Below are 16187 nucleotides of genomic sequence, written 5' to 3' on the forward strand. Positions count from 1 at the left end.
GACTCCTGGTCGCACGCTCCGCGTCCGTGCACGTTTCCGCGAGGCAGCGTCCCGCCCTGTGCGCCGCGTCCGTTCAGGTCAAGGCCGGGGCGTGAGGTCGAGCGCGTAGAAGCGGGTACCGCTGATATGCGCGTCGCCGTAGGGCGGCGTTTCGACGAAGCCGAGGCGGCGGTAGAGCGCCTGCGCGGCGTTCATGCTCGCGAGCGTGTCGAGCCGCAGCTCGGCATAGCCCGCCGTGCGCGCGGCGTCGACGATCGCGCCGACCAGGCGCGCGCCGAGGCCGAGCCCGCGGCGCGCGTCGCGCACGTACAGCCGCTTCATTTCGCCGCTGCGCGCGTCGTGGCGGCGCAGCGCCGCGCATCCGGCGACCGCGTCGTCGACGAATGCGATGAACAGCGCGCCCTGCGGCGGCAGGTACGGCGCCGGCAGGCCGGCCGAGAAGCCCTGGTACTCGAGGTCGACGCCGATCGTCGCCGCGTATTCGCGGAACAGCGTGCGCGCGGTCGCGACGAGCGCGTCGTCGACCTGCCGCAGCACGATCGAAGGGGTCGCCATGACACGTTCCGTACGCCGGCGCGGCGGTTCGCCGCAGGGGAATCCTAGTGCGCCGCGGCCGCGCGCGGTAGTCTTGCGCGCTCGCTCCGAACGCAGTAACGTAAGCACTTACGTAATTGCCGACGGACCATCGATGTTCCTGCATGGGCAAGGCGAGCTCGCGCTCGGCAGCCGGCTCAAGGCGGTCAGCGAAAGCCTGTACGCGGCGGCCAACGTCGCGTATCGCGAAACGGGGCACGACCTCGACGCGCACTGGTTCCCCGTGCTGCGCTACCTGCAGGTGCGCGGGCCCGCCTCGGTCACCGAAATCGCCGCGGCGATCGGGCAGACACACCCGGCGGTGAGCCAGCTCGCGGCGAAGCTGCGCGCGCAAGGTTGGATCACGCGCCGCGCCGATCGCAGCGACGCGCGGCGCGGCGTGCTCGAACTGTCCGCCGATGCCGAGCGCAAGCTCGACCGTCTCGGTCCCGTCTGGTGCGCCATCCGTCGCGCGGCCGCCGCGGCGGCCGCGCGGGGCGGCGGTACGCTGCTCGACGCGCTCGGTGCATTCGAGGCGGACATCGCGAGCGGGCGCCTCGCCGCCGACATCCGCTCGCACCATGCGCGCCTGAAGAAGGCGAAGATCGACATCGCGCCGTACCGGAGCGACTGGGCGCCGCACTTCGAGCGCCTCAACGTCGAGTGGCTGCAGCGCTGGTTCACGCTCGAGGACGTCGACCGCGCCGTGCTCGGCGATCCGCAGACGCACGTGATCGAGCCGGGCGGCGCGATCCTGTTCGCGACGCTCGACGGCGAAGTGATCGGCACGTGCGCGCTGCTGAAGGAGGCGCCCGGCGTGTACGAGTTGTCGAAGATGGCGGTCGAAAGCGGCTTTCGCGGCTTCGGCGCGGGCCGCAGGCTGCTCGACGGCGTGATCGCCGAGTTCGAACGCCGGCGCGGCCGCACGTTGTTCCTCGAATCGAGCAAGCGCCTCGGTCCCGCGCTGCAGCTGTACGAGAGCGGTGGCTTCGTCCATCATCCCGCGCCGCGGCCGGGCAGCCACTACCAGCGCGCGGATGTCTACATGGTGTACGAGCCGGGGAAAACCGCCGGCCGGCGTGCGAAGGCGGCGCCGCGCAAGCACTTGCGCGTGGTGGGGCGCTGAGCCTACATATCTTCGCTACGCGTACGGCACCTGCAACGGCCGGTGCTCGAGTTGCCCTGCACGCTCCGCGTCAGAAGACGATGCGTTCGATCGCGCCGAGGTACTGCCAGGTGTCGCCGGCGCGAACGAAACGCGCGACCTCGCCGTAACCGTTCGGCCAGCCGCAGTGTACGGTCAACTGCGCGACCGCTTCGTCGGGGGAGCGCAACAGGAAGTCGCTCACATCGATGATGCAGGCCGGAGTCGCCGCCGACGTGCGCTCGCACCGATGCGTCGATTCCGTCTCGATGCATTCGCAGTCCTTCGGTCCGCCGATCGCGTGGTGAGCGGCGCCAGGGAGCCGAGCCCGCACTTCGTCACCCGGCACAGCGCCTTCGACGCCGACGCAGAGGTATGCATGCGGGAGGAGGGCGTCGGCGTCGAGCGCTGCATGCACGGCATTGCGGGCCGCTGCGACGTCGGCCGGCGTCGGCGGGTTGCGACGATCGTTGCAGCGATGGCCAGCGCGATGCCGAGCATGGGAAATCCCCGACCGACCCGTCGTGCCGGAGTCTAGCCTCCCTCGGAATGCCGCGCATGCACGGCACCCGCGCGGCGCCCGGCGTCGCAAGCCTCGCTCGTCGCGCCTCGGTCGTACACGCACAGCAGCGCGAAAAATCGATGGCGCGATACCGCACGCGCGGTATCGCGCCGAACCGGCGGCTCGCGCTTCAGGCGGGATCCACGACGACACCAGGCAGGAGATGGCCGTCGCGCCACGCGGCCGCGGCGTCGCGCAGTTCGAGCGCCGAGCGCAGTCCGAGCTTGTGCTTGAGTGCCTCGCGATGCGAATCCACGGTCTTGACCTGCAAGCCGAGTGATCGCGCGATCGCGCTCGGGCCCTCGCCCCAGCCGAGGCGTTCGAAGACTTCCGTCTCGCGATCGCTCAGTGGCAGGCGCGGCCTCCGGTGCGAACGGGCCACGGGACAGGCCTGGCAACGTTCCGCGCCGGCCCGTTCCTCCGTGCAGCGCGCTACGTGGGTGAGTCCGTCCGAAATTTCCGGCCAGGCGACGCGCTCGTTGAAGTAGCCGCACGTGCACTCGCGACCGAACGAGGGTCGCGTGCCGGAATGCGCGCGGTCGCCGACGATCACGACGCGCGGCACGCGATAGCGCGGGCGATGGAGCGCGCGCAGGGGTTCGACCAGCCGAAGGTCGAGAACGAGCATGTCGGGCTGCATTTCTTCGAGTGCGCCGAGTGCGTCCCGCGCCGTTTCCGACACGCCCACCAGCTCGACTCCGCGAAGGCCTTCGACCAGATGGAGGAAGCCGGTCAGCCAGATCGGGTTCGTCGAGGCGACGACCATCTTTGGCGTTCCTGGAACTCGATCCTGATGCAAATGATTGTGACGCATGCACGGCGCCCCCGGGGCTCATCTACGATAAAAATAACAGATAAATCAGTATCTTATAGATTATTCGACTATGAATAATTCCATTGTGCACGGGTGATTCTCCTAGGTGATTCACCGATTCCCTAGCTCCGCAGCCCGCCTGAAACTACAGCGATAATCACAATCCTTGCGCAGCCCCGTTGAGCATGCGGATGCGCATGGAGGCCGAGTGTAATCGTTTGCAGAGCACGCCGCCGGAGTTCGACGAAGGATGAGCATTTCGCCATCGCGGGAGGATGTCCCCCGGGAAGCCTTGCGTGCCTGGCAGCCCGAAGCCGAGCGCTACCTCGCTGCGCTCCTCGATCGCTCGGACGCCTTGCGCTTCGCCTGCATCGGCACGGCCGACGGACGCGTGCTGGCCAATGCGGCGCGTGCGAATGCGCATTCGACCGGCGACCGCATCGCGGCGATGACGAGTTCCCTCGTCGCACTGAGCGAGTCGTTCTCGAAGGACGCGCTGCGCAGCCATTGCACGCATTCGGTCGTGTCGACCGGCCACGGGGCGATCGTCGTCGTGCGCGTTCCCGAGCCTGCGCGCGGTTACGTGCTGTCCGTCGCCTCGGACGGCTCCGAGCTCATGGCGCTCACGCTTCGCTCGGCGCTCGATGGCGCGGATCGACTGGCACAGATCATCGGCGGTTTCGCGCCGCGCTGACGCCGCGCGGGCCACGCGTGTTTCCGCGGGCGGCGGTACCGCCCACTCAACAGGGGTAGCAGCACCATGGCAAAGATCAGTCTCGAACCACTCCGTTCGCTCGACGGCTACGTCGCCGCCGCGCTCGTCGACGCCGACAGCGGCATGCTCCTCGCCGGCGACGGCACGGGCGTCAACCTCGAACTCGCCGCGGCCGGCAATGCCGAGGTCGTGAAGGCCAAGCGCAAGGTGGCCAACAACCTCAAGCTCAACGACACGATCGAAGACATCCTGATCAGCCTCACCAAGCAGTACCACGTCATCCGCCCGCTCGAGTCGAACCAGAAGCTGTTCCTGTACGTCGTGCTCGATCGCGCGAAGTCGAACCTGGGCATGGCGCGCCACGAACTGCGCACGTTCGAGAAGTCGCTCGACTTCTCCTGACGCCGGGCTCCGCACACCCGCCGAAGAGATCGCTTATGCCGCTCGAACTTCGCTACGCGGGACTCGACACCGCCATGGAGCAGCGCCTGCGTCTGGCCACGCAGGCGCTCGCGGCACACCGGTTGCAGGCCCGCGCGGCCGCATGGGACGGCACGCGTTGCGATATCGTCGCAGCCGATCCGCACGATGCCTACGGGCGCCGCGTGATCGACATCGCGCGGCGCCGCGGTACGCCGGTACTGGAGATCGTCGAAGCCCTCGCGACGGTCGCTCGCCTGACGCGCGCCCTGCACGACCTGCTGTCGCGCGCAGCGCCTCCGTCGACGCAGAGCACGGCGACGGCGGCGCCGACCACCTCGGCATCGTCGACCCCGGCATCGTCACCGCTGCTGAAGATGGCGACGGATCCGACGCTGCGGGGCGCCGACGTCGAACTGCGGCGGGACGGCGCCGTGGTCTGGCTGCTCGCCTCCACGAGTCGCGTCGTGTCGGCGAGCGTGAGCGACCGCCTGCGCGCCTGCGAGCAGCTGGCGTCGAATGCGTGGTCGATCGCCGCGATCGGCGATCGGCAGCGTTCGCGGCCGCCGGGCGAGATCAGCGCCAGCCTCGACGCTTTCCTGTTGATGGGTGCATGGTCGGCGCGTGCGCATCTGCCGTCGTATCCCGACGACGATGTCGGCTTGCGCGACTGGCCCGATCTCGGCGCGGCCGGCACGATCGCCGAGGCCCTGGTCGTCGTGCAATCCCTCCAGCGCTTCCGCGGCACGCCGGAGCGGATCGCCCATCGCCATGGCCTCGCGCGCGCCGACGTCGACGCCTGCCTGTGGGCATTCCAGGCGGCTGGCCTGCTCGATCGAAGCGCGACGCCCTCCGCGGTGCCGCCACCCACGCGCCCGGGCGGCCTGTTCTCGCGTCTCGCGGCGCATTTCGGCTTGCGCGTCGCATGAGCCATCCGATGCCCGATACGGCTTCCGAATCCCTCGTCGCCAAGCTCGTGTTCGCGGGCCCGGTGGGCGCCGGAAAGACTACCGCGATCCGCAGCGTCACCGACAGCGAGCCGATCAGCACCGAGATGACGCTGAGCGAGCCGGCGATGGGCGAGAAGACCACGACGACGGTCGCCCTGGACTTTTCGGCGGCGACGCTCGACGACGGCACGCCGCTGCTCGTCTACGGCTTGCCGGGGCAGGAGCGCTTCGCGCACATGCGGCCGATCGTGCTCGAAGGCGCCTTCGGCGTCGTGGTGGTGCTCGACGGCAGCGCGATCGACATCGCCGATCAATGCGAACACTGGCTGCGCGAGATCCGTGCGCATCGCGCCGGCATGCCGATGGTCATCGGCATCACGCATACGGACGCGGTGGCGGAGTTCTCGCTCGGTCCGGTGCGCGCCGCCATCCGGCGTTGCGGTGCGCCGGTGCCGACGTTCACGTTCGACGCGCGTGATCGCGAGCAGGTGGCTCACCTGGTGCGCGCCTTGCTCGTCACGATGGAGTGACCCGCGTGGCGCACGAAGTCGTCGAACGATTGCGCGAGCGCGGCCTTCCGCTCCAGGCGAAACTCATCGAGATGCTCGACGAGCATCCGAGCCATCGCACGGAGCGGCGCGGCTGCGGCTATACGCAGGCGACGCGCTTCCTCTCGACCTTCGTCAATCGCCCCGCGAGTGCGCAGGATGCGAGCGACCTCGACGTCTTCGCCGACTGGCCGCTGCGCGAGACCGGCTACCTCGCGGCGATCATGCTCGCATCGGGCTGGCGCCCCGGTTGGCGGCGCGCGGACGCCGCGCCGGCGGACGTGCATGCGGGCGTGCGCCAGTACGGCGACGTGCTCGACGCGCTGCGTTCGCTCGGGCCGCGTCTGCGCGCCGCGGCGGGTGGGCTCGAGCGCACGGAGAGCCGCTTGTTCGCGGCGATGCTGCGCCAGGTGATCGAACGGGACGCGACCAGCATCGATGCCGTCGCGCCGATGCCCTGCAAGCCGGAGATCGGCAGCTGCTCGCAGGCGGAGGAATTCTTCCTCGAACTCGCACACGGGCGCGTGCGCCGCGGCGGCAGTGTCAACGTCGTGGTGGGCCGCGCCGGTATCCCGGTCATGATCGAGAAGATGAACCTCGGTGAATCGCATTCGGCGATCGTGCTCGAATCGATCGCGCTCGCAGGCGTGGACCTTCCGCCGGGGTCGTTGTGCGCGCTCGCGCACGTTGCCGGAGCAAGCGGAGCGCCCACCGCGAACGGAATGCGCCTCCCGCTCGACGCGATCGCGTCCGCGCGCTTCCTGCGCCTGACCACGCTCGCGGTAGCGCCGGTCGACCGCCAACGCGCCTTTTCGGCGCAGTTCGAGGCCCAACTCCGCTCGCGCATGCTGTCACCCGCGAGTACCACGCTCGACGACCTGCGCGCGTTCGCCCACGGCGAAGCGGCTCGCGCCGCATGAAGCTGGACGTCTTCTACGACGACGCCTACGCGCCGTCGGACGTGCCGAGCCTCGCGCGGCTCGGTGTCGCCGCGCGTGCGCTGCAGGACGCCGGCATCGCCGACCTGCACACGCCGCCCCCGTTCGATCCGCGGCTGCTGCGCGGCCTGCATACCGACGCCTACCTGGACGCTTTCGAGGCGGGACTGGAGCCGCTCGCATCCAGCCAGGGCATCCGCTGGAACGCACGCCTGCGCGATGCGACGTACGCAATGCTCGCGGGCCAGCTCGCCGCGGCGCGTCACGCGTGGTCGCACGGCCTGGCGATGAACCTCGCGCGGGGTTTCCATCACGCCGTACCGGAACGCGGCTCCGGCTTCTGCGCGCTGAATGGGCTTGCCTTGCTGGCGCACGTCTGGCCGACCATGAAGGTCTTCGTGATCGACTGCGACGAACACGGCGGCAACGGAACCGAGGAGTTCGCGGCCCGGTTGCCGAACCTCTACAACGCTTCGATGTTCGGTACCCGCTTCGGCTGTCTCGGCCACGAGCGTTCATGGCCGTACGAAGTCCGCCTGGCCCGTGACGGTCGCCGCGCGCACCTGCGGGCGCTCGCCGCGATCGAACAGCGGCTCGCGCGCGTCGCGCCGGATCTGGTGGTCTACCAGGCGGGCGCCGACAGCCACGAAAGCGATCCGAAGAACCGCAGCGGCTTCAGTGCGAGGGCCCTGGCCGAACGCGATCTGGCGGTGTTCCGCATGGCACGACGGGCCGGCGTGCCGCTGGTGTTCGTGGTCGCAGGCGGATATCAGCGCGCTGCCGACATCGCTCGCATCAACCTGACGACGGCGCGCTGCGCATTGCGCGTGTTCACGCCCCGCCGTCTCCGCTAGAACGCGGCGCAGACCGCGCCGCGCTCACGCAGCACCGCTTGCTGGTGGAACCGCTCGCGATAGGCAGCGACGACCGTGCGCAGCGCCACCTCGCTCGCGGCGTCGCGTGCGTGCACGATCACGACGAGCCGACTGGCCTCGCTGACCGGCGCACCGCCGTCGCCGAGCCAGTGGCCGCGCGCGTCGAGCGTCGTGTAGCCGCGCGGGAACGCGGGCGCGAGTACTTCGGCGTCGAAGCGTTGCCAGGCCGTTTCGTCGACCTCGCCGCCGCCGGGGATCGCGCGACCGAAGTAGAGCGTGTCGCGCAGCAGCGCCTGCTCGTCGCTGCGGCAGCCGAGCGGATGGTCGCGCGCCCACTCGACCTGGCAGCCCGCGAGCGCGGCGAGCGTGCCGGCGAGGCTGAGCCGTGCGAGTGCGCGCCGGCTCATCTGAGGTTGGCCTGGAACAGCTTGTGGATGCGCTTGTATTCGTCGAGCCACGAGTCGGCATGGGTGAAGCCGTGGCGGTCGAGCGGGTAGCCGGCGAGTTCGAAGTCGTCCTTGTGCAGCTCGATCAGGCGCTGGTAGAGGCGCACCGAATCCTCGAACAGCACGTTGTCGTCGATCATGCCGTGCGCGATCAGCAGCGGGCCGCGCAGGCCGTCGGCGAACTCGATCGGCGACGAGCGCTCGTAGGCGATCGGATCGAGCTGCGGCGTGTTGAGGATGTTCGAGGTGTACTCGTGGTTGTACTGCGTCCAGTCGGTGACCGGGCGCAGCGCGGCGCCGGCGCGGAACACCTCGGGCGCGCGGAACATCGCCATCAGGGTCATGAAGCCGCCGTACGAGCCGCCGTAGACGCCGACGCGCTGCGGGTCGACCGCCGCGTTCTGCTCGAGCCAGTGCACGCCGTCGACGAGGTCCTCGAGTTCGGGGTGACCCATCTGCCGGTAGATCGCCGTGCGCCAGTCGCGGCCGTAGCCTTCGCTCGCGCGGTAGTCCATGTCGAGCACGACGTAGCCTTCCTCGACGAGCAGGTTGTGGAACATCTGCTCGCGGAAGTAGTACGGGAACTGCTCGTGCACGTTCTGCGTGTAGCCGGCACCGTGCACGAACAGCACCGCGGGATGCTTCTTCGACGCGTCGAAGTCCTTCGCTTGGTAGAACTTCGCGTAGATCGGCTGCTTCACGTGCGTCGACGGCACCTCGACGATGCGCGGCTCGATCCACGTGCGTGCCTTGTAGGCGAGCGTGCGCGTGTCGGTGAGTTCGCGCACGGCGCCGCCGTCGATCGTGACGACGGCGAGCTGCGCGGGCACGTACGCGCCCGAATGCAGGGCGGCGACGCGGCTGCCGTCGGGCGACAGCGCGAACTGCTGCAGGCCACGCAGGTTCGTCACGCGCTCGAGCTTGCCGCCGGCGATCGCGACGCGGTAGACGTCGTAGCGGTACGGCGCTTCCGCGTTCGAACGCAGGTAGAACCAGCGCCCGTCCGGCGACGGCACCGGCGCCGACACTTCGAAGCGGCCGCTGGTCAGCGCGCTCGCCTTGCCGCCCGGCTGCTTCGCGTAGAGCTGCGCGTACCCGCTTTCCTCCGACACGTACCAGAGCGTGCGGTCGTCGCGTTCCCAGCCGAACTCGTTGAAGTTCCAGTTGATCCAGGCGGGATCGGTGAGGCGATGCTGGCCCACGAGCCTGGCGCGATCGAAGTCGACCGTGGCGATCCAGCGATCCTTGTTGTCGATCGCGCGGATCTGGATCGCCAGCGACGCGCCGTCCGCGCTCCACGCGATGCCGCCGCCACCACCGTCCTCGGCGTCGGCGACGATGCGCACCGCGCGCGTCTTCGGTTCGTCCTTGCCCTCGTCCTTCTTCGCCTTCGCCTTGGCGTCGTGCGAATCGGCGTCCTTCGTCGCGTCGAGTGCGCGCGTGCGCTGCGCGTTCTCCTCGCGCACCGCTTTCAGCGGGTCGTCATGGATGCCGGGCAGGTCCTCGCTCGCTAGCGCATGCTGCGCATGCCGTTCGAGGTCGAGCAGCACGAGCGACTGCGGCGCGGGATCGTTGCGGCCGACGCGCGTGCGTTCGTCCTCCTGCTCCTCGTAGCCGGACTCGGTCACGAAGCGCTGCAGCTTGCCCTGCTTGCCGCGCTCGTAGGCCTTCGGCGACGTGACCACGAGCAGCCAGCGGCCGTTCGGCGACAGCGACGTGCCTTCGATGCGGACCTCGTCGCCGAGGTAGAACGGCAGCGGCGCGCGGGTCGGATCGCCCTTGGCGAACTCTTCGCCGTGCTGCTTGCGCGCGTCGCGATCGGCCTTGTCCTTGCGCAGGGTCGAGAACCAGCGCAACTGGTCCTGGCCGAGGTCGTCCGGCTTCTTCGCTTCCGGATCCTTCTCCGCCTTGACGATCGCGGCCGGTCCGCCGATCGCACCGGCGATGTCGTAGCGGAACCACGCGCTGCCGACGCGGTACTGCAGGCTGCGACCGTCGGCGGAGAACTGCGGCGCCGCCTCCTCGTCCGGCGTGCGCGTGACCTGCACGAGGCGGCCGCTGGAGAGTTCGCGCAGGAACACGTCGCCGTTGCGCACGAACGCGGCGCGCGTGCGCGCGCGGTCGAACACCGCTTCGCCGCCGTCGGCGCCGGCCATCGCGGCCGGGTCGACGACCGCATCGCGCCCGTCGCCGAGGTCGATGCGATGGCGGTCGCGCACGGGCGAACCACTGCGCTTGAGGTCGTAGTAGACGCTGCGTCCGTCGACGCTCCAGTACGGGTTCTCGACCGGCGCACCGATCCAGTCCGGATCGGCCATCGCTTGCTCGAGCGTGATCGACGGGGCCGCCTCGGCGGGCGCGGCGGCGAAGCCGAGCAGGGCGACGAGGCAGGCGACGGCAAGACGATCCATACGAGGCTCCGCGGGCACGTAAAGCCCACAGGATAGCGGCTCGCGCCCGTCGCGTACCGGCCCGGAAGTAAGCGTCGTGCAAAGGGGGCGATCGTGGGCCCTTGGCAGTGTCCGGAAGCAAAAAAGCCTTCGACACGAAGGACACGAAGGAAAAGCCTAGAGCGAAAAAAGCCTGAAACACGGAGCACACGGAGCGCACGGAGAAAGCAAAGGCAGGAAAGCTTTTCATCTGAAAGCTGTTCCTCCGTGTGCTCCGTGTGCTCCGTGCTTCAATCTCTTCTTCCACTTCTCCTTCGTGTCCTTCGTGTCGAAGGCTTTGGCTTGGCTCCAGCTCCAGCTCCAGCTCTAGCTCTAGCTCTGGCTTCGGCTCCGAGCCCGCCTCAGCCGTCGAAGCCGTCCGCGAAGATCGAGTCGCCGCCGGCGCGGATCACGCGGATCGCGTCGATGCGCGCACTGCCGGCGCTGCCGTTGCTGAACGCCAGGTCGAGCATGCCGTCGCCGACGTCGACGTCGAAACGGCGCACCGTCGCGACGTCGGCGCCGACGCTCGCGATGATGTCGAAGTCGTGCAGCACGGTCGTGCCCTCGATCGCGACGTCGAAGATGCGCTGTCCCGCCGCGCTGTTGTACGTGTCGGCGAACTGCAGCTCGACCGTGTACGGACCGTCGAACACGGGGATGTGGTAGGCGAAGTTGCCGTAGCGCCAGTCGTTGTAGAGCGCGTCGTCGTCGCTGCCCGCGACCGCGTGCGTCGACACCTGGGTGCTGCCGCCGACGAACAGGCCGTCGGCCGCGTACGGCGTGCCGTCCGCGGCGACGTAGGCGCCACCGCCCGCATTGATCGCCGCGACGATGCTGCCTGGCTGCGGCGGCGGCCCGGTACGCGTCACGCGCAGGCTGTCGTTGAACGTCGTGTGGCCGCCCCAGGCCGCGTGTCCGCTCGGCGTCGTCGCGGTCACGCGCAGGAGGTTCGCGCCTTCGACGAGCGAAATGCCGTCCGCGCTCCACGCCGTCGTGCCCGTCGCCGCGCCCGATGCACCACCCGCGCGATCCCAGTCCACCGATTCGATCGGCTCGCCGTCGTTGTCGGCGCTGCCACCGAGGTCGATCATCGGGTCTTGCGTCGACCATGCGCCCGCGGCGGTCGGCGCGGTGATGCGCAACACCGGCGGCAGCGGCGAACCCGAGCCGCCGCGCACCTGAGAGACGAGCCACGGGAACAGCAGCGGGTGCGCGTAGGCGACGCTCCAGATGCCGTGGCCGCCGCTGTCGTAGCGCGTATAGACCGTGTTCGCGCCGGCGTTGCGCAGCGCGGCGACGAGGTTGTCGGACCCGTCGACGCCGACCGTCGGGTCGTTCGCCGCGTGGAAGAACCACAGCGGCAGGCTCGCCACCGCGGCCGCCGCGTTGGTGTCGCCGTTGCCCGACATCGGCACCGCGGCGGCGAAGCGGTCCGGTTGCGCGGTCACCGCGCTCCACGTGCCCATGCCGCCCATCGACAGACCCGTCACGTATACGCGGTCGGGATCGATGTGATACGCGGCCGCGACCTGGTCGACGAGGCCGATCGCACTGGCCAGCGTCGCGCCGCTCCACCAGCCGTCGGTCGGGCATTGCGGCGCGATCATGAAGACCGGCTGCAGCGCGAGCTGCGCGTCGCCGAGCAGTTGCAGCGCGCCGTTCGCGTTGTTGCCGAGCTGCGCCTCGTTGTCGTTGCCGCGTTCGCCCGCGCCGTGCAGGAACAGGACCAGCGGATACGCCTGCGCGTCGTCGTAGCCGGGCGGCACGAAGTAGCGGAACGGCAAGTTGCTGCCATCGGTCGCGTGGCCGTAGAGGAAGTCGGCGGGCGAGGTCGCCGCGGCGCTGCCGGCCGCGAGCAGCGAGAACACGGTTGCGAAGAAGCCGGTTCGGGCGGACATGGCGAGCGTCGGCCTTGCGCGGGAGGGGGCGCAGGCACGCTAGCACAGGCGTCCCGTGCAATCCGGCACTGCGTCGCAGCCGCGCCGCTTGGCAAACCCGCGCCGCACGGGCAGCCTACGCGCCTCACCGTGCCGGAGCCTGCCGTGACCCTGTTGCCTTGCGTCGAAACCGAAACCGCCGCGAATCCGACCCACGCGGTGATCTGGCTGCACGGCCTCGGCGCCGACGGCAACGACTTCGCGCCGATCGTGCCCGAACTCGTCGACCGCGCCTGGCCGCCGCTGCGTTTCGTGTTCCCGCACGCGCCGGTGCGCCCGGTCACGATCAACGGCGGCATGCGCATGCGCGCGTGGTACGACATCAAGGGCGCGCGCATCGAGGACAAGCAGGACGAGCCCGGCATCCGCGAATCGATCGGCCAGCTCGATGCGCTGATCGCACGCGAAGGCGAGCGCGGCATCGCGCCCGCGCGCGTGCTGCTCGCGGGCTTCTCGCAGGGTGGCGCGATCGTGCTCGCCGGCGGCGTGCGCCATGCGCAGCGCCTCGCCGGCATCGTCGCGTTGTCGACCTACCTGCCACTGCTCGAACGCACCGCGGCGGAACGCAGCGAGGCGAACGCGGGCGTGCCGGTCTTCATGGCGCACGGCAGCCACGACCCGGTCGTGCCGGAGCCGCTCGGCGCGGCGGGCCGCGATGCGCTCGCCTGGCTCGGCTACGCGGTCGACTGGCACAGCTACCCGATGGCGCACCAGGTCTGTGCGCAGGAGATCGCCGACCTGCGCGCGTGGATCGGCGCGCGCCTCGCCTGATCGACCCCGGCGGATCTTGGTAATGTAGGAGCGGCCTCCGCCGCAATGGCGTTCGTCGCCCTGCGGAGGCCACGAACGCGCAGGCGAGGGGGATGCGGTGCGACAGGGCAGCACCACCACGACGACCACGGCCACGCCGAACTGGCTGCCGCAGTTCTGCAGCGGTCCGACGCTGTTCGCAGTGATGGTCGTCGCCGAACTCGTCGCGCTCGTGATCGTGCTCGTACCGGACGTGGCCGAACGCGGCTGGCTGCCGCGCCTGGGTGTGCTCAGCGTCTACGTGCAGTGGCTCGCGCTGCTCAACGCGGTCGTGCTCTGTTCGATGCGCGTGTTCCTGCAGCGGCTGCCCGAGCGCGCCGGCTTCGTCACCGCGTGGGCGATCGGCGTCGCGGTCACGGCGCTCGGCAGCGCCGTCGTGCTGCGCCTCGACCAGGCGCTCGGCCTGCGCCTGACCGCGCCGGTCGGCGAGGGCGCGCGCTTCGTGTTCGTCAACGCGGCGATCTGCGCGCTGATCGCCGCCGCGCTGCTGCGCTACCTGTTCGTGCTCGAGCGCTGGCGCGAGCGCGTGCGCGCGGCGGCGAAGGCACAGGTCGACGCGCTGCAGGCGCGCATCCGGCCGCATTTCCTCTTCAACAGCATGAACACGATCGCGAGCCTGATCCGTTCGCGGCCGGCCGACGCCGAACGCACGGTCGAGGACCTGTCCGAACTGTTCCGCGCCGCGCTCGGCGCCGACGACGGCCACGGCACGCTCGGCGACGAGCTCGATCTGGTCGGGCGCTACCTCGACATCGAGCGACTGCGCCTTGGCGATCGCCTGCGGGTCGAGATCGACGTCGACGCCGCGCCGCGCGCGTTCCGCCTGCCGCGCCTGCTGTTGCAGCCGCTCGTCGAGAACGCGATCTACCACGGCATCCAGCCGCGCGCGGAAGGCGGCACGCTGCACCTGCGTGGACGGCCGCTCGGCGCCGGCATCGAGATCGTACTGACCAATCCGTTGCCGCCGCACGCGCCCGTGCGCGGCAACGGCGTCGCGCTCGCCAACATCCGTGCGCGCATCGAGTACCATTTCGGCGCGCGCGGCGAGCTCCGCGTGGAACCGGGACCCGACGTGTACACCGTGAGCGTGCGCCTGCCCGAGGCAGCTGTCCGATGAGAGCGCTGGTCGTCGACGACGAGCCGCTGGCGCGCGAGCGCATGCGCGCGCTGCTCGCCGAGATCGGCGACGTCGAGGTCGTCGGCGAGGCCGGCAACGGTCGCGACGCGCTCGACGCGGTCGCGCGGCTCGCGCCGGACGTGCTGCTGCTCGACATCCGCATGCCGGTCATGGACGGCATCGAGGCGGCGCGCCACCTCGGCGCGCTCGAAGCGCCGCCTGCGCTGATCTTCTGCACCGCCTACGGTGACCACGCACTCGCCGCGTTCGACGCGAACGCGGTCGACTACCTGCTCAAGCCCGTGCGCGCCGATCGCCTGCAGGCGGCGCTCGCGAAGGCGCGACGCTGGAGCGGCGAGGAAGCGAACAGGGTCGAACACGCGCTCGGCGCCGACCGCACGCGTACGCACCTGTGCGCGCGCGTGCGCGGCAGCCTCGTGCTCGTGCCGGTCGCCGAGGTCGCCTACCTGCTCGCCGAAGACAAGTACGTCGTCGTGCACCACGCACGCGGCGAGGTGCTCATCGAGGAACCACTGAAGGCGCTCGAGGAGGAGTTCGAGGAGCGCTTCGTGCGCATCCACCGCAACTGCCTCGTCGCGCGCGCGAAACTGACCGGCCTCACGCGCACGCCGGACGGGCGCCTGTTCGCCAACGTCGAAGGCGTGACCGCGTCGCTCGAGGTGAGTCGCCGCAACCTGCCCGCGCTGCGCAAGCTGATCCGTACCCTATGAAGAAGACCCTGCGCATCGCCACCCGCCAGAGCGCGCTCGCCCTGTGGCAGGCCGAACACGTCGCCGCGCGCCTGCGCGCGCTGCATGCGGACCTCGCGGTCGAGCTCGTGCCGATGACCACGCGCGGCGACGAGATCATCGACCGGCCGCTTGCCGCGATCGGCGGCAAGGGCCTGTTCCTCAAGGAGCTGGAAGTCGCGATGCTCGAGCGGCGCGCCGACATCGCGGTGCACTCGTTCAAGGACGTGCCGATGGAACTCGAGCCCGGCTTCGCGATCGGCGCCGTGCTCGAGCGCGCCGATGCGGCCGACGCCTACATCAGCAACCGCTGGCCGCGCCTCGCGCAGCTGCCGCGCGGCGCGCGCGTCGGCAGCTCGTCGCTTCGCCGGCAGTCGCAGCTGCGCGCGCTGCGGCCCGACCTCGAGCTCGCCGACCTGCGCGGCAACGTCAACACGCGCCTCGCCAAGCTCGACGCGGGCGACTACGACGCGATCATCCTCGCCTGCGCGGGCGTCGAGCGGCTCGGCCTCGGTACGCGCATCGCCGAGCGGCTCGCCGCACCGGCCTGGCTGCCCGCGGTCGCGCAAGGTGCGATCGCGATCGAGTGCCGCGCCGGCGACGCCGACGTGCTCGATCTCGTGCGCGGCCTCGACGACGCCGACACGCATCGTTGCGTCGCCGCCGAGCGCGCGATGAACCTCGACCTGCACGGCAGCTGCAACGTGCCGATCGCCGGCTACTGCGTCGAAACGGAAACCGGCCTCGCGCTGTGGGGGCTCGTCGGCGACGCCGCCAGCGGCCGCGTCATCCGCGCCGAAGCGCGAGGTCCGCGCGATGCACCGGAAGCGCTCGGCCGCGAGGTCGCCGCATTGCTGCGCGAGCGCGGCGCGGACGAGATCCTCGGGGCGGCGTGAACGGCGGCAAGCGGAAAGCGGAAAGATTGAAACACAAAGGACACGAAGGACACGAAGGACACGAAGGAAAAGCAGAATCAAGGTAAAAGCTTGAAACACGGCGCACACGGAGCACACGGAGGAAAAGCTTTCATAATGAAAAGCTCTTCTCGTCTTTGACTTTCTCCGTGTGCTCCGTGTGCGCCGTGTTTCAAGCTCTTCCTCTCCTTTCGCTTTTCCTTCGTGTCCTTCGTGTTTCAGGCTTTGGCTTTTCGAGGCCCG

Annotated in this window: 17 protein-coding genes; 11 read left to right on the forward strand and 6 right to left on the reverse strand. The window is 70.0% G+C overall.

Annotated elements, in window-relative coordinates:
* Positions 1 to 78: 78 nt before the first annotated feature.
* Positions 79 to 555, reverse strand: a complete 477-nt coding sequence (locus FHW12_RS18375) for a GNAT family N-acetyltransferase (RefSeq protein WP_182532521.1) — start codon at positions 553 to 555, stop codon at positions 79 to 81.
* Positions 556 to 688: 133 nt separating this feature from the next.
* Between FHW12_RS18375 and FHW12_RS18380 the strand changes: the two genes are divergently transcribed.
* On the forward strand, positions 689 to 1699 hold the full coding sequence (locus tag FHW12_RS18380) for a bifunctional helix-turn-helix transcriptional regulator/GNAT family N-acetyltransferase (protein ID WP_182532522.1): 1011 nt from the start codon (positions 689 to 691) through the stop codon (positions 1697 to 1699).
* A gap of 70 nt (positions 1700 to 1769) precedes the next feature.
* Here the strand turns inward: FHW12_RS18380 and FHW12_RS18385 are convergent, their stop codons facing one another.
* On the reverse strand, positions 1770 to 1922 hold the full coding sequence (locus FHW12_RS18385) for a hypothetical protein (RefSeq protein WP_182532523.1): 153 nt from the start codon (positions 1920 to 1922) through the stop codon (positions 1770 to 1772).
* A gap of 487 nt (positions 1923 to 2409) precedes the next feature.
* Positions 2410 to 3045 (reverse strand): response regulator transcription factor, encoded by a 636-nt coding sequence (locus FHW12_RS18390; protein WP_182532524.1) that lies wholly within the window; start codon positions 3043 to 3045, stop codon positions 2410 to 2412.
* 340 nt (positions 3046 to 3385) lie between these two features.
* Here FHW12_RS18390 and FHW12_RS18395 point away from each other — a divergent pair, with 340 nt between their 5' ends.
* The 6 genes from FHW12_RS18395 to FHW12_RS18420 all read left to right on the forward strand — a co-directional run bounded on the left by FHW12_RS18395 (position 3386) and on the right by FHW12_RS18420 (position 7518).
* Positions 3386 to 3787 (forward strand): roadblock/LC7 domain-containing protein, encoded by a 402-nt coding sequence (locus FHW12_RS18395; RefSeq protein ID WP_182532525.1) that lies wholly within the window; start codon positions 3386 to 3388, stop codon positions 3785 to 3787.
* A 66-nt stretch (positions 3788 to 3853) separates the two neighbouring features.
* Positions 3854 to 4210 (forward strand): roadblock/LC7 domain-containing protein, encoded by a 357-nt coding sequence (locus FHW12_RS18400; RefSeq protein ID WP_182532526.1) that lies wholly within the window; start codon positions 3854 to 3856, stop codon positions 4208 to 4210.
* Positions 4211 to 4245: 35 nt separating this feature from the next.
* A complete protein-coding gene (locus FHW12_RS18405; RefSeq protein ID WP_182532527.1) occupies positions 4246 to 5157 on the forward strand; it encodes a hypothetical protein in 912 nt (303 codons plus the stop codon).
* Between the two features lie 8 nt (positions 5158 to 5165).
* Positions 5166 to 5708, forward strand: coding sequence for a GTP-binding protein (locus tag FHW12_RS18410; RefSeq protein WP_182532528.1), 543 nt, complete (start codon positions 5166 to 5168; stop codon positions 5706 to 5708).
* A gap of 5 nt (positions 5709 to 5713) precedes the next feature.
* Positions 5714 to 6646 (forward strand): hypothetical protein, encoded by a 933-nt coding sequence (locus FHW12_RS18415; RefSeq protein ID WP_182532529.1) that lies wholly within the window; start codon positions 5714 to 5716, stop codon positions 6644 to 6646.
* A gap of 41 nt (positions 6647 to 6687) precedes the next feature.
* Positions 6688 to 7518 (forward strand): histone deacetylase, encoded by an 831-nt coding sequence (locus tag FHW12_RS18420; protein WP_182532530.1) that lies wholly within the window; start codon positions 6688 to 6690, stop codon positions 7516 to 7518.
* Here FHW12_RS18420 and FHW12_RS18425 read toward each other — a convergent pair.
* The 3 genes from FHW12_RS18425 to FHW12_RS18435 all read right to left on the reverse strand — a co-directional run bounded on the left by FHW12_RS18425 (position 7515) and on the right by FHW12_RS18435 (position 12315).
* Complete coding sequence (locus FHW12_RS18425) at positions 7515 to 7946, reverse strand: DUF3574 domain-containing protein (protein WP_182532531.1); 432 nt, start codon at positions 7944 to 7946, stop codon at positions 7515 to 7517. The genes FHW12_RS18420 and FHW12_RS18425 overlap by 4 nt on opposite strands.
* Positions 7943 to 10396, reverse strand: coding sequence for a S9 family peptidase (locus FHW12_RS18430; RefSeq protein WP_182532532.1), 2454 nt, complete (start codon positions 10394 to 10396; stop codon positions 7943 to 7945). The genes FHW12_RS18425 and FHW12_RS18430 overlap by 4 nt, the downstream gene beginning before the upstream one ends.
* A gap of 380 nt (positions 10397 to 10776) precedes the next feature.
* Entirely contained in the window at positions 10777 to 12315 is a 1539-nt protein-coding gene (locus tag FHW12_RS18435) for a malectin domain-containing carbohydrate-binding protein (RefSeq protein WP_182532533.1), read from the reverse strand.
* A 144-nt stretch (positions 12316 to 12459) separates the two neighbouring features.
* Here FHW12_RS18435 and FHW12_RS18440 point away from each other — a divergent pair, with 144 nt between their 5' ends.
* The 4 genes from FHW12_RS18440 (at position 12460) to hemC (ending at position 15926) form a co-directional block, all read left to right on the forward strand.
* A complete protein-coding gene (locus tag FHW12_RS18440) occupies positions 12460 to 13125 on the forward strand; it encodes an alpha/beta hydrolase (protein WP_182532534.1) in 666 nt (221 codons plus the stop codon).
* A 97-nt stretch (positions 13126 to 13222) separates the two neighbouring features.
* Positions 13223 to 14281, forward strand: coding sequence for a sensor histidine kinase (locus FHW12_RS18445; protein ID WP_310735282.1), 1059 nt, complete (start codon positions 13223 to 13225; stop codon positions 14279 to 14281).
* Positions 14278 to 15012 (forward strand): LytR/AlgR family response regulator transcription factor, encoded by a 735-nt coding sequence (locus tag FHW12_RS18450; RefSeq protein ID WP_182532535.1) that lies wholly within the window; start codon positions 14278 to 14280, stop codon positions 15010 to 15012. Before FHW12_RS18445 ends, FHW12_RS18450 begins: the two co-directional genes overlap by 4 nt.
* Positions 15009 to 15926 (forward strand): hydroxymethylbilane synthase, encoded by a 918-nt coding sequence (gene hemC, locus FHW12_RS18455; protein ID WP_182532536.1) that lies wholly within the window; start codon positions 15009 to 15011, stop codon positions 15924 to 15926. The genes FHW12_RS18450 and hemC overlap by 4 nt, the downstream gene beginning before the upstream one ends.
* The last annotated feature ends 261 nt before the right edge of the window (positions 15927 to 16187 follow it).

It is taken from the genome of Dokdonella fugitiva, from assembly GCF_014138265.1.
GTDB classification, from domain to species: Bacteria; Pseudomonadota; Gammaproteobacteria; order Xanthomonadales; family Rhodanobacteraceae; genus Dokdonella_A; species Dokdonella_A fugitiva_A.